15 protein-coding genes are annotated in these 13,617 nt (G+C 44.0%); all 15 read right to left on the bottom strand.

All coding sequences use genetic code 11. From position 1 onward, the window contains the following. Positions 1-11: 11 nt before the first annotated feature. The 15 genes from atpG to mnmE all read right to left on the bottom strand — a co-directional run bounded on the left by atpG (position 12) and on the right by mnmE (position 13,615). On the bottom strand, positions 12-872 hold the full coding sequence (gene atpG, locus AC27EZ_RS08850; RefSeq protein ID WP_487134986.1) for a F0F1 ATP synthase subunit gamma: 861 nt from the start codon (positions 870-872) through the stop codon (positions 12-14). A gap of 64 nt (positions 873-936) precedes the next feature. Next, the gene (gene atpA, locus AC27EZ_RS08845) at positions 937-2,478 is read right to left on the bottom strand and encodes a F0F1 ATP synthase subunit alpha (RefSeq protein WP_487134985.1); all 1,542 of its coding nucleotides are present in this window, start codon (positions 2,476-2,478) and stop codon (positions 937-939) included. A 13-nt stretch (positions 2,479-2,491) separates the two neighbouring features. Beyond that, positions 2,492-3,025, bottom strand: a complete 534-nt coding sequence (gene atpH, locus AC27EZ_RS08840; RefSeq protein ID WP_487134984.1) for a F0F1 ATP synthase subunit delta — start codon at positions 3,023-3,025, stop codon at positions 2,492-2,494. Between the two features lie 14 nt (positions 3,026-3,039). Continuing rightward, positions 3,040-3,510: a F0F1 ATP synthase subunit B gene (gene atpF, locus AC27EZ_RS08835; RefSeq protein ID WP_032095248.1), complete on the bottom strand. Its 471-nt coding sequence runs from the start codon at positions 3,508-3,510 to the stop codon at positions 3,040-3,042. Between the two features lie 45 nt (positions 3,511-3,555). Then, positions 3,556-3,777, bottom strand: a complete 222-nt coding sequence (gene atpE / locus AC27EZ_RS08830; protein ID WP_032095247.1) for a F0F1 ATP synthase subunit C — start codon at positions 3,775-3,777, stop codon at positions 3,556-3,558. A 102-nt stretch (positions 3,778-3,879) separates the two neighbouring features. Next, the gene (gene atpB / locus AC27EZ_RS08825) at positions 3,880-4,713 is read right to left on the bottom strand and encodes a F0F1 ATP synthase subunit A (protein WP_421133013.1); all 834 of its coding nucleotides are present in this window, start codon (positions 4,711-4,713) and stop codon (positions 3,880-3,882) included. A gap of 76 nt (positions 4,714-4,789) precedes the next feature. Then, a complete protein-coding gene (locus AC27EZ_RS08820) occupies positions 4,790-5,176 on the bottom strand; it encodes an ATP synthase subunit I (RefSeq protein WP_487134983.1) in 387 nt (128 codons plus the stop codon). Positions 5,177-5,382: 206 nt separating this feature from the next. After that, complete coding sequence (locus AC27EZ_RS08815) at positions 5,383-6,261, bottom strand: ParB/RepB/Spo0J family partition protein (protein ID WP_487134982.1); 879 nt, start codon at positions 6,259-6,261, stop codon at positions 5,383-5,385. Positions 6,262-6,305: 44 nt separating this feature from the next. After that, entirely contained in the window at positions 6,306-7,100 is a 795-nt protein-coding gene (locus AC27EZ_RS08810) for a ParA family protein (RefSeq protein ID WP_421133016.1), read from the bottom strand. Between the two features lie 11 nt (positions 7,101-7,111). Continuing rightward, the gene (rsmG, locus tag AC27EZ_RS08805) at positions 7,112-7,747 is read right to left on the bottom strand and encodes a 16S rRNA (guanine(527)-N(7))-methyltransferase RsmG (protein WP_487134981.1); all 636 of its coding nucleotides are present in this window, start codon (positions 7,745-7,747) and stop codon (positions 7,112-7,114) included. Between the two features lie 13 nt (positions 7,748-7,760). Continuing rightward, a complete protein-coding gene (gene mnmG / locus AC27EZ_RS08800; protein ID WP_487134980.1) occupies positions 7,761-9,662 on the bottom strand; it encodes a tRNA uridine-5-carboxymethylaminomethyl(34) synthesis enzyme MnmG in 1,902 nt (633 codons plus the stop codon). A gap of 627 nt (positions 9,663-10,289) precedes the next feature. Then, positions 10,290-11,111, bottom strand: a complete 822-nt coding sequence (locus AC27EZ_RS08795) for an ATP-binding protein (protein WP_487134979.1) — start codon at positions 11,109-11,111, stop codon at positions 10,290-10,292. Positions 11,112-11,117: 6 nt separating this feature from the next. Next, on the bottom strand, positions 11,118-11,789 hold the full coding sequence (locus tag AC27EZ_RS08790) for a DnaT-like ssDNA-binding domain-containing protein (protein ID WP_487134978.1): 672 nt from the start codon (positions 11,787-11,789) through the stop codon (positions 11,118-11,120). Next, the gene (locus AC27EZ_RS08785) at positions 11,786-12,223 is read right to left on the bottom strand and encodes a flavodoxin domain-containing protein (RefSeq protein ID WP_487134977.1); all 438 of its coding nucleotides are present in this window, start codon (positions 12,221-12,223) and stop codon (positions 11,786-11,788) included. Before AC27EZ_RS08785 ends, AC27EZ_RS08790 begins: the two co-directional genes overlap by 4 nt. Positions 12,224-12,226: 3 nt before the next feature. Next, positions 12,227-13,615: a tRNA uridine-5-carboxymethylaminomethyl(34) synthesis GTPase MnmE gene (gene mnmE / locus AC27EZ_RS08780; RefSeq protein WP_487134976.1), complete on the bottom strand. Its 1,389-nt coding sequence runs from the start codon at positions 13,613-13,615 to the stop codon at positions 12,227-12,229. Positions 13,616-13,617: the final 2 nt, after the last annotated feature.

The following is a 13,617-nucleotide window of genomic DNA, read 5'->3' as shown; positions in this document are numbered from 1 at the left end:
TAAACCTTTGCCTACACCGCTGCGGCACCGCTAACAATCTCACTGATTTCTTGTGTGATCGCAGCCTGACGCGCTTTGTTATATACCAGTTGCAACTCATCAATGAGGTTGCCGGCATTGTCGGTTGCTGCCTTCATCGCAACCATTCTCGCAGCCTGTTCTGACGCCGCGTTTTCAACAACACCCTGATACACCTGAGACTCAATGTAACGAACCATCAATTTTTCCAAAATTTCTTTTGGATCCGGCTCGTAGATATAATCCCAACGATGTTGATATTCTTCGTCTTCCGACTTTGGCAAAGGCAATAACTGATTGATCACAGGGGTCTGTGTCATGGTGTTAACGAAGTCATTAAATACCAAGAAAACTCGGTCTAATTTACCTTCGTCGTATGCGTTAAGCATAACGCGTACTACACCTACTACATCACTCACAGACGGCTTGTCACCTAACCCCGATTCAGCAGCAAGTAAAGTGCCACCAAAACGGTTAAAGAAACCGCACGCCTTTGAACCCAATGCAGCGAAATCCACTTCTACGCCTTGGTCACGCCATTTTTTGACGTCCTTAGCGACGAGCTTAAATTCGTTGGTGTTCAAGCCACCACATAAGCCTCGGTCAGTGGAAATCACAATGTAACCGACACGCTTGACTTCACGCTCTTCCAAATAAGGATGGCGATACTCAAGGTTACCGTTAGCAATGTGACCAATCACTTTAAGCATATTTTGTGCGTATGGACGGCCAGAGGCCATACGTTCCTGCGCCTTTTTCATTTTAGACGCAGCAACCATTTCCATAGCACTGGTAATCTTTTGAGTATTCTTGATACTCCCAATCTTACCTTTTATTTCTTTACCGCTGGCCATGACTATCTCTCCGATTACTCAACGTATTGCCGGTGGTGTGATTACACATCACCGGCTGCATTGATTACCAAGTTTGTGTCGCTTTAAAGTTTGTTAAAGCGTCATTCAACTTAGAGGCAATCTCGTCGTTGTAGTTACCTGTTTCGTTGATAGTCTTCATAAGGTCAGCGTGTTCGCTATTCATATAAGAATGAAGTGCCGCTTCAAAATCTAGGATTTTGTTTAGCTCGATACCCTTAAGGAAACCTTTTTCTACCGCGAACAGGGAAACACCCATATCACCAATTGAAAGCGGTGCGTACTGCTTCTGCTTCATCAGTTCTGTAACGCGTTCACCATGCTCTAGTTGCTGACGAGTTGCTTCGTCAAGATCAGAAGCAAACTGTGAGAACGCCGCAAGCTCACGATACTGAGCAAGTGCTAGACGAATACCACCACCAAGTTTCTTGATGATTTTAGTCTGTGCAGCACCACCAACACGAGATACCGAGATACCAGCGTTAACAGCTGGACGGATACCTGCGTTGAACAAGTCAGTTTCTAAGAAAATCTGACCATCAGTAATCGAGATTACGTTTGTAGGTACGAATGCTGATACGTCACCGGCTTGCGTTTCAATAATTGGAAGCGCAGTTAGTGAACCAGTTTGACCTTTTACTTCACCGTTAGTGTAACGCTCTACGTACTGCTCATTTACACGTGCAGCACGTTCTAGTAGGCGTGAGTGAAGATAGAAAACATCACCTGGGTAAGCTTCACGACCTGGTGGACGCTTAAGTAGCAATGAAATTTGACGGTAAGCAACAGCTTGCTTTGACAAATCATCATATACGATTAGCGCATCTTCACCGCGGTCACGGAAGTATTCACCCATAGTACAGCCAGAGTATGGCGCAAGGTATTGTAGTGCAGCAGACTCAGACGCTGACGCAGCAACCACGATAGTGTGGTCAAGTGCACCGTGTTCTTCTAGCTTACGAACTACGTTAGCAATAGTAGATGCTTTCTGACCAACCGCTACATACACACATTTAATGCCTGTACCTTTCTGGTTGATGATTGCATCAATTGCCATTGCTGTCTTACCGCACTGACGGTCACCGATGATAAGCTCACGCTGACCACGACCAACTGGGATCATGGCATCAACAGACTTATAGCCAGTTTGAATAGGCTGGTCTACTGATTGACGTTCGATTACACCTGGTGCAATTTTTTCAACTGGTTCAAAACCAGCAGCTTCAATTGCGCCTTTACCATCAATTGGCTCACCAAGCGTGTTTACAACACGACCTAGTAGTGCAGTACCTACTGGTACTTCAAGAATACGACCTGTAGATTGTACTTTATCGCCTTCTTTCAGGTCCGCGTAAGGACCCATAACAACTGCACCTACTGAGTCTCGCTCAAGGTTTAGTGCAATTGCGTAGCGGCTTCCAGGAAGCTCTATCATTTCACCTTGCATTACATCGGCAAGGCCATGAATACGGATAATACCGTCGGTTACTGCGACGATAGTACCTTCATTGCGTGCTTCACTGCTTACATTGAACTGTTCAATTCTTTTCTTGATCAGTTCAGCAATTTCAGTGGAATTAAGTTGCATGCTCTTATCCCCGTTATGCTTGCAACGCGTCTGCTAGACGGTTCAATTTCGACTTTACGGAACCATCAATTACTGTATCGCCGGCATTTATTACCATTCCAGCGATCAGGGCAGGGTCCACGTTACAATTAAGCTTCACTTTACGTGCCAAACGTTTTTCCAACGACGCAATCAAATCTGATTGTTGTGCATCGGTCAGCGCCGAGGCTGACGTTACGTCAACTTCTATCTCTTTGTCATAGTCAGCTTTAAAAGCATCAAATAACGCAGATATTTCAGGCAACGCGGCTAAACGTTTATTCTCGGCCAAAACTTTAATAAGATTTTGACCATTCTCATCGAGCTGCTCACCGCAGACATTTACAAAAATGTCTGCAAGCGTTTCGGCTGCAACAGCACCAGTTAATAACTCGTGCATATCATCGTTAGCAGCAACAGCGCCTGCAAAAGTAAGCATTTCCTGCCACTTAGCTATGACGCCTTTCTCGACGGCGAAATCGAAAGCGGCTTTAGCGTAAGGGCGAGCAACGGTTGTCAATTCAGACATGGCTCATCTCCCTCTTAAAGCTCTGCGACAAGTTTTTCAACAATGTCGTTTTGTGCGTTAGCATCGATTTCACGTTGTAAGATTTGCTGTGCGCCAGCTACTGCTAGTGCAGAAACTTGCTTACGTAAATCTTCTTTGGCACGATTGCGTTCAGCTTCAACTTCGGCATAACCAGACGCGATAATTTTTTCGCGTTCTGCATGGCCTTTCTGCGTTTCTTCGTCAACCAATTGGTTGGCGCGCTTTTTGGCCTGCTCGATAATTTCAGCTGCTTGCGCTTTCGCATCTTTCATTTGCTCAGTAGCTTTCGCTTGAGCAAGTTCAAGGTCTTTCTCTGCACGTTCAGAAGCTTCAAGCCCATCGGCTATTTTCTTCTGACGTTCTTCAATCGCAGCAATCAGTGGTGGCCATACATATTTCATGCAGAACACAACGAATACAGCGAAGGCGATTAATTGACCGATAAAAGTGGCGTTAAAATTCACAATCGCCCCTCCTCTTAAAGTTCGCTAAAAAAGTGTGTAGTAATATTAGGCACCAACAGCGAACAATAGGTATAGAGCGATACCAACACCGATCATCGCGATAGCGTCGATAAGACCCGCTACGATGAACATTTTTACTTGCAGTTGAGGTGCTAGTTCAGGTTGACGAGCAGCAGATTCTAGGAATTTGCCACCAAGTAGACCGAAACCAATAGCGGTACCTAGGGCACCAAGACCAATCAGTAGTGCAGCAGCGATGTATAACATTTACGTCTCCGATTTTAAGTTAAATTTAAAGTTAATGTTAAAAGTAGAACTCGTTTAAAAACGGTGCTGATAATTCCAGGGTTATCAACACCCGTTAATTTCTTAGTGGTCTTCACACGCCAGGCTTAAATACACGATGGTTAACATCATGAAAATAAACGCTTGAAGTGGAAGTACCAAAATATGGAACACAGCCCACATAAAGTGCAGTGGTAACTGGAAGTAACCAATAGTAGCAATCAATATGAAGATTAGCTCACTGGCGTACAAGTTACCGAACAGACGTAGCGCAAGTGATAATGGACGCGCTAAGAGTGTTACTGTCTCAAGAATGAAGTTTACAGGGATAAAAACAGGGTGTCCGAAAGGCTGCATAGTAAGCTCTTTCATGAAACCGCCAATCCCCTTCATCTTAAGTGAATAAAAGATGATAAGAACAAATACACCGGTCGCTAACGCAAACGTTAAGTTAAGGTCGGTGGTTGGTACGGCTTTGTTGTATACATCATGTGGGTCCATACCAAATGCAGCTTCACCAATTAAACCAGATACCCAAGGGATAAGGTCTACCGGTACTAAATCCATAAGGTTCATTAACAAAACCCATACGAAGATAGTTAGCGCAAGAGGCGCGATGACAGCGCTTTTCCCGTGAAAAGTACTTTTCACGTTGTCATCAACGAACTCAACCACGATTTCTACAAATGCTTGTAGTTTACCGGGCACGCCCGTAGTTGCTTTTGATGCAACACTGCGAAAGATAATTAGAAAAAGTAGACCGAGACCAATAGACCATGCCAATGTATCAACATGCCATGCCCAAAAACCAGCATCAGAACATGCTTTGTTAAAAGCTATTCCATTGTCAGTTGAGCACATGGTGGCATTGGTCAAGTGGTGCTTGATGTATTCTGAGGTAGTGTATTCAGATGCCATTGTTTAACCTAAGTTGTAAAGTGTAAAAATTTGGTGACTGGTATAAAACATGTTCATATCGGCGCTGTTTTATTCGTTATTCTTTCTTGCCGTAATGAAACATGGCCAGTGCATGACTGGCAGTTATAATCACGTAAGCCATAAAAACTTCTAGTGGTGAGGCATTAAGCCCCTTAAACGCAATTACAAATAAAATGATTGTCAGTGCCAGCTTCATTTTTGAACCCTGGCTAAAGCTACGTGCTACCCGCTCGTTATTTCGAGCCCCAGCGTAGCGAAAAGCAAATGCAGAAAATATCATCGTTGGTATGATACTGACTGCCGCACCTGCGGCAACCGAAATGGCGGATTCTACTCCCGCACCAACGCCTGCAATATTTGTTATTACTACCGTAGTAACAAACTGGAAAAGTAACCCTTTCTTAGCGAGGTCTAGACCTCTTTTTGCTAGCTTATTCGTCACTTTTTCTCGCTGCTTGTTCACATCTTACAAAAAGCGTCAGAAGTATACTGTTTTACCGATAATTTTCAACAGTACATCGCTTTTTGAAAGTTATTATGAAAATATTCTATTGATATAACCGGAAACTAGACTGTCCGCTTTTCGCGAGGTGTTTCTGATATCCGCGTGCGTACCGTCACATTCAGTTTCAACTTATAGACTGTAAGTTATTGAATTTTAGATAATATACCATCTAATTGTTCAAGGTCGTTAAAGCTAATTACCATCTTACCTTTTCCCTTGGCATTATGGTCTATAGAAACCGGCGCACCTAAATTTTCTGAAAGTCGAGTCATAAGGTTTTGAACATCGGGATCAATCTGTTTCTCAACGCTAGGTTTAGCGGGCTCAAGAAGCTTTTTTACTAGCTTTTCAGTATCCCTTACCGTTAAACCTTTACCAGAAACGACTTGCGCAGCATCAGACTGAGACTCACCTTCTAGTGCAAGTAACGCACGAGCATGACCCATTTCAATATCGCCATGCTCTACTAACAGCTTTACGTCATCGTTTAGATTATTTAGGCGTAGTAGGTTGGTCACCGTTGTACGAGATTTACCCACCGCTTCAGCCACTTCTTGGTGAGTCAGTGAAAACTCGTTCATCAAACGGTCTAGTGCTTGCGCTTCTTCCATTGCGTTTAAATCTTCACGCTGAATATTTTCAATCAACGCAATGGCAACGGCCGCTTCATCAGGCACGTTTTTAACCAAGCATGGAACTTCATCAAGTTCAGCAAGTTGGGCAGCACGCCAACGACGCTCACCAGCAATAATTTCAAACCGGTGCTCATCGATTCTTCTGACAACAATCGGTTGAATTACACCTTGTGCACGAATGGACGATGCCAATTCTTCAAGTGCATCAGGGGACATGTCTTTTCGGGGTTGGTATTTCCCGGGAACGATAAATTCGATAGGTAACTTTTTCAGCTCGCTTTGCGATACCTCAGAAGATGCGGTATCCATTTCTTTTTGCGAAGAAGATTGGCTGGTTGCAAGAAGTGCATCCAAACCTCGGCCAAGGCCTCTTTTACGTGCTGACATAGTATCCTCTATGGCATACGCTGACGAATTCAGCGAATGGTATTTTAACTAGCTTTCGCCTGAGAAGGCGTGGTTTTGTCCCGACGACGTAATATTTCACCCGCCAACGCCAGGTACGCTTTAGCGCCTGTTGACGATTTATCGTAATACATGGCCGGCGTACCAAAACTTGGCGCTTCGGCAAGGCGCACGTTTCTCGGAATAACCGTTCTGTACACTTGCTCACCAAAGTGACGTTTTAACTGCTCTGATACGTCGTTTGCGAGGCGATTACGCGGGTCGTACATAGTACGCAATACGCCTTCAATCTTCAATTCAGGATTCACTACAGACGCTAATTTTTGAATGGTATCCATCAATGCGGTAAGCCCTTCAAGCGCATAATACTCACATTGCATAGGAACCATCACTGAATCGGCCGCAGCCAATGCATTAACCGTCAGTTGATTGAGAGATGGAGGGCAATCAATAAAAATGAAATCATAATAATCTAATACCGACTTCAAGGCATTACGAAGACGAACCTCACGAGCAAACATTTCCATGAGTTTGATTTCAGCGGCAGTAACGTCACCGTTTGCAGCGATTAAATCGTATTTTCCTGCGGTATTTTTAACGATTACCTCGTTAATAGGCATATCTTCTACAAGCAGTTCGAATGCGGTTGCCCCCACTTCATACTTGTCTACGCCACTTCCCATCGTAGCGTTTCCTTGCGGATCAAGGTCAATAAGTAGCACTTTGCGCTTCGTCGCTGCCATAGATGCTGCTACATTCACCGCGGTCGTGGTTTTACCCACACCACCTTTTTGATTCGCGATCGCGATTACCTTTGCCACAATGAATCCTGTTATGCTTTTTTAATCCAAACGAGGTGTCTTTCACCTATCAAATTTGGCACTGTTAGAGTTTGTGTATCACAAATCTGAAAGTGATTACTTACTTCATCAATTTCAGACTGAGGAAATTGACCCTTAAGTGCCAAAAATCTTCCTTCTGAATCTACCAGATGTTCGCACCAGTGCAACATATCTTTTAGTGACGCAAACGCGCGACTCAGCACGATATCAAAAGGTGTTTCTGGCTTCAGCGCTTCGACTCGACTTTGAATAGGAGTGACATTATCCAGTTTTAGCGTATGGACGCATTGTGTCATAAATCGCACTCGCTTACCTAAACTATCCAAAAGCGTAAACGATTTTTCAGGAAAGGCGATAGCTAGTGGCATTCCAGGCAGACCTGGTCCCGTACCAACATCAATGATCTTATTTCCCGTTAAGTGAGGCACAATGGCTAGTGAATCAAGGATATGCTTTACCATCATTTGCTTAGGGCAACGAACAGACGTCAGGTTATACGCTTTGTTCCACTTATCGATAAGCAAAACGTAATTAACGAGTTGTTCTTGTTGCTGTGAAGTGAGTGATAAAGAAAGGGCCTCTAGTCCAGAGGCCAAAATAGAATGCAATTCTTGCTGTGTTGTCATATAACTCGTCTGCTTACGCGCTTTGTTTTTCGTATTTTCTTAGCATGCCATGCTTCTTCAAATAAACCAAAAGCAGTGAAATTGCAGCCGGTGTAATGCCTGAAATACGTGATGCCTTGCCAATCGTTTCCGGACGCGCTTCAGTCAGTTTTGCAACCACCTCGTTCGATAAACCAGATATCTTACTAAAATCCATATCCACAGGAAGTAGTGTGTTTTCATGGCGTTGCGTTTTAGCAATTTCATCCATTTGACGGGCGATGTAACCAGCATATTTTATCTGTATTTCAACTTGTTCAGCCGCGATGGGGTTTTCAATACCAGGCCCAATGCTGTCAATTTGCATAAGTTTTTCATACGTCATTTCCGGACGACGAATAAGCTCTTCAAGTGAGTGCTCGCGGCTTACGGTGTTTTTCAACATAGTGTTAAGCTCAGGCGTTGCCGCATGATCTGGATGAATCCATTGCCCTCTAAGGCGTTGCAGTTCAGCTTCGACCATTTCCATCTTGTCATTGAATGATGCCCATCTCGCGTCATCAACTAAACCAATTTCTCTACCTAAAGCGGTTAAACGGTGATCGGCATTGTCTTCTCGCAACAACAAACGATACTCAGCGCGGCTTGTAAACATGCGGTAGGGTTCTTTCGTCCCCATGGTAGCCAAATCATCAATGAGTACACCCATGTACGCTTGATCACGTCGTAAAATCAACGGATCTTTATTTTGTACCTGAAGCGCGGCATTGGCCCCTGCAACAAGACCTTGAGCCCCAGCTTCTTCGTAACCTGTTGTACCGTTAATTTGACCGGCGAAAAATAAGCCATTGATAAACTTAGTCTCAAGCGTTTGTTTTAAGTCGCGTGGATCAAAAAAGTCATACTCGATGGCATAGCCAGGGCGCACAATGTGAGCATTCTCAAACCCTTTTATCGAACGAACTAAGTTCATCTGTACATCAAACGGCAAACTGGTTGAAATACCATTAGGATAAACTTCAATGCTATTGAGTCCTTCCGGCTCGACAAATATTTGGTGCGATGTTTTATCAGCAAAACGCGTTATTTTGTCTTCAATGCTTGGGCAATAGCGTGGTCCGATCCCTTCAATCACACCAGTAAACATAGGTGAACGATCTAACCCTCCACGGATAATGTCGTGTGTTTTCTCGTTGGTATGTGTGATGTAACACGGAATCTGCGTAGGGTGCATTGCTCTGTCACCCATGAAAGAAAATACGGGTGTTGGCGTATCACCTGGTTGTTGTTGCATCACAGAAAAATCAAGTGATCGCGCATCTAAGCGAGCTGGTGTACCGGTTTTTAATCGATCGACACGAAATGGCAACGCACGTAAACGTTCAGCGAGCGCAATGGAAGGCGGATCGCCTGCTCGTCCACCTCGATAGTTTTCTAACCCTATGTGAATGGTGCCACCAAGAAACGTCCCAACGGTTAACACGACGGTCTTAGCCTTAAATTTAAGGCCCATCTGAGTAACTACGCCGGTAACCTGATCGTTTTCAACAATAATATCGTCAACGCTTTGTTGGAAAAGCGTCAGATTTTCTTGGTTTTCAACGGTCGATCTTATTGCCTGGCGATATAAACTTCTGTCAGCCTGAGCACGTGTTGCCCGAACGGCAGGCCCTTTGCTTGAATTCAGTGTTCTAAATTGAATACCACCACGATCGGTAGCCAGTGCCATAGCACCACCTAAGGCGTCAATTTCTTTTACCAAATGTCCTTTGCCGATCCCACCGATCGCTGGGTTACAAGACATTTGTCCAATCGTTTCAATATTGTGTGTTAGTAGTAAAGTTTGCGCACCCATCCTTGCAGCAGCAAGTGCGGCCTCGGTTCCTGCATGACCGCCACCAACAACGATGACATCAAAGGCTTGAGTGTAAAACATAGTAAACCTCACTAAACATACGAATAAGTAATTTTCAGAATATGCTGAAAAAAGGGCGCGTATTTTATCTGACTTATTGGATAAATAAAATGTTTAAATATTCCTCAATGGGTTTTAGTTTTCAGGTGTGTCAGGGCTTATTGATCTTAAGATCTCTTTCTAGATCTGTTTATTTTTACTTTTATTAGGATCGGCAAGATCTGTGGGTAACCATGTAAAGCATAATGAGATCATGTTGTTACGCGATCAATAACATCTGTATACACCGATCCATAACCCCCCTATGAACTTGTGCATAAACCGTGTATTTATCCACAATGCCAATTCCGAAAAAAGTTATGCCTTTTTCGATCAGAGCTTATACACAGTGGTTTGTAGGATCCTATCCACAGGACTGATCAAGATGTGATCGAATTGGGGATAAAGTGTTTATCATTACCCCTGTTAGATCGGCAAAGCGATGTATATCAAAGCGTATAGCGCGATCTTATTGTGGATGAGATCTTTCCACAAAATTGGGTATTTATAGTCGATCGCTATTTAATGGCATCGACGAGATCGTAAAAAATTTTTTATTAGGTAATAAAAAAGGCAATAAGAACGAATCATTATTGCCTTCATTGCGAATTATCGCACTTGGTTCGGTTGATACCGTGGAGGGCTGCTTTGTATTTCAGCCTCATCTTGTGCTAATCCTTCCCGTCGACTTGGGCCTTGGAAGCGAACTTTATAGGTGTCGTACTCTTTAATTGACTCAAAGCAGTACTTACCTAAGGCGTTTTCAAGCTCTGCAAGGTTGTGGTTGGTAATGATGATGCAGTTTTTCTTATTCACTAACCGTTGGCGTAGAAGGTTACCAAACCAGCTTTGCGCGTTCTTCTTTAACACCGATTCATTGACACAGACCTCGTCTAAGATGAGAAGATCAACATCTAACAGGTCTTGGTTAATTTCCCGGAAACGCTGTCCTGCGTTGTCTGTCGCCCCAAAATCATAAGAAAAATTGCGCATTTCGAGCAGCGTTGATAGTTGGCGATACAGGACAGATATTTCATACTGATCGATTAGCTGATGTGCTATCGCCCCTGCGATATGCGATTTACCACGGCCATAATCACCGTAAAAGAGCATCATGTGAGAACCACTGTTGCGCCAAGCTGGATCATCGTGTGCGGCGATAAACGACTGTGCAATAGAAACGGCCTCAATGACATCGTCACTGTCTTCTACGAGGTTTGAGAACGTCCACTTGGGGTTGAGGTCTGAACGCCCGTGAATGGCTTCTACACGGGCTTTTTTAGAGTGCTGCTGGAGCTGCGAAATATCTTCATTGGCTTGCGCTTCATACTGCTTACGAAGCGTTTTATAGTCGATGTATTCGCTATCTTTCTCTACAGGCTTATTTAATACCTTTGCTAAATTCGCAATTTTGTCGGTAATACGATCCATAATGATCTAACTCTTCTTGGTCGATGTGGCGTATTTTTCCACCAGCTTTCTCGCATTATCATCTGCTTCTATGCCCGCTGCAACTTTGACTTGTTGTGTGCCTACTTTTTTGGTGGGGGCGTAGCCCGATGCTAAGCGTTTTCGTTTAATATTATTTGCAAACTTTTGAGTCCATTGAAATTCACTAAACACTGAACTAGGACGGCCTAACCAATACGCAACGAATTCACCAATGTCGTTCTCATCATAGGTTTTATCAATGATCCCAAGCAGCGAGGCCATCTCATTAAAAAGACCATTATTAGGCGTCCACGATGTGCTCATAGACACGTGTTTTTGATGCAATTGGTCAAATTCAGATGCGGCCTCTGCAATAAGCGGTAACAACAAATGCTTGCCATTAACGCTGTGTTCTAAGTCAAGGGTGTCTGGTAGCGCAATAAGCCCAATTTGTTCCAGCTGTTTTAAAAGGCTGTTGATCTGTCGCCCGCGCTGAAACGGCATGTCTTTACTATCACCGTTTAGCAGTTCAAGTAGTGGCTTGTAGTCAATAGGGGCGGTGGCGGTGGTAGACGAATTCGCGGTAGGACGTAAGCCAAGGAGATAAAGCACTCTGCACTCATTCGATAACGGTGATTGCAGCGCACTATGTTCAGCGTGGGTCAGATGACTACTCATACAGATTTTATTTTTTGTGAAAACCATTCAACAGCGGCATCTTCAGGGATAGGGTGTTCTAACACATCAATGTGAAGAGGAGAGGCCATTATCGTGCCTCCTTGCGCTGTAATAAGTGTTTCTATTTCTTTTGCGCCGTAACAGAAAGTATCATAGCTGGTGTCGCCTAACCCAATTATATAGGCGCACGTTCCAGTAATGTCGGTATCGTTAAGTTGTTTCGCAAAGTGTTGAATATTGTCCGGTAGTTCACCTGCGCCATGAGTTGACGTACATACTATCCAGGTTGAATTATGCGTAAATGCTTCAATATTTGGTTCTAAATGAATGGTATGCGTAGCACCCATTGCATCTAACTGTTCGGCAATAGCATCTGCTACGTACTCCGATGCGCCTAACATGGTGCCGACAATAATTTCGTAATGCGTACTCATTAATTATTTACCAATACAGAAAGAAGAAAATATTTTACCGAGAAGATCATCTGATGTGAATTCTCCGGTTATCTCGCATAGCGATTGATGTGCAAGTCGTAACTCTTCAGCAAGCAGTTCACCCGCCATCGCATCATGAAGTTGTTGTTCGCCAGTGGTTACAAACTCAAATGCTTTTTCTAATGCATCAATATGACGCCGTCGAGCAATAAACTGGCCCTCGGTCGTCGTATCAAATCCCATTGTTTGGGCTAAATGGGATTTTAATGTTTCAACGCCATCGCCATGCTTAGCTGAGAGGTTAATAACTGAAATATCACCTTGTTCGGTATCTACTTTCGATTGTCCAACCGTTAACGTACTTAGGTCAGCTTTGTTTCTTACCACAGTAACAGGTATACCTTGCGGTAATCGAGCCATAAACTCTGGCCATATGAGGTAAGGGTCAATGACATCCGTTGTAGTCGAATCAATAACAAAAAGGACGTGATCTGCTTCACTGATGGCTTGCCATGCCCGTTCAATACCTATCTGCTCGACTTTGTCTGGGCTTTCTCTTAGCCCCGCAGTATCAATGATATGAAGGGGCATACCGTCGATGTGGATATGTTCTTTCAGCACATCTCTCGTGGTACCTGCAATATCGGTAACGATTGCACTTTCGCGACCGGCAAGCGCATTCAGTAAGCTTGATTTACCTGCATTAGGTCTGCCGGCAATGACGACTTGCATACCTTCTCTTAGTAAACTACCTTGCTTTGCATGTTCTCTTACGGTGTTTAGGCTTTCGATTATTGTCGTAAGGTCACCCGACACTTTACCGTCAGAGAGAAAATCTATTTCTTCTTCCGGAAAATCAATTGCCGCTTCAACATACATGCGTAAATGAATAATTTGTTCTGATAACGTTTGAATTTGCTTTGAAAATTCGCCCTGCAATGACCGAAGTGCACTTCTTGCTGCTTGTTGTGAGCTTGCGTCGATTAGATCCGCAATGGCTTCTGCTTGCGCAAGGTCAAGTTTATCGTTGAGAAAAGCTTGTTCACTGAATTCACCTGGATTCGCAAGCCTCGCTTTTCCGGTGGCAAGTACCGCGTCAATAAGCATATCCATAACGACTTGACCGCCATGCCCTTGTAATTCAAGCACGTCTTCACCGGTAAACGAGTTAGGACCTTTGAAGAAAAGCGCAATACCTTGGTCTATGACAAGGTTTTCTGCATCAACAAATGGGGTGTACGTAGCCATACGTGGCGTTAACGATGTTGGTACTAGTGCTGTCGCAATGTCTTTAGCATGAGGGCCTGACACGCGCACTATCCCTACGCCACCACGGCCGGGCGCAGTAGCTTGAGCAGTAATCGTTTCGGTAGACAGAGATGGCGAATGCATAA

Source organism: Alteromonas sp. 4NH20-0056 (assembly GCF_057539655.1).
This window is presented reverse-complemented; position numbering and strand designations above follow the sequence as displayed.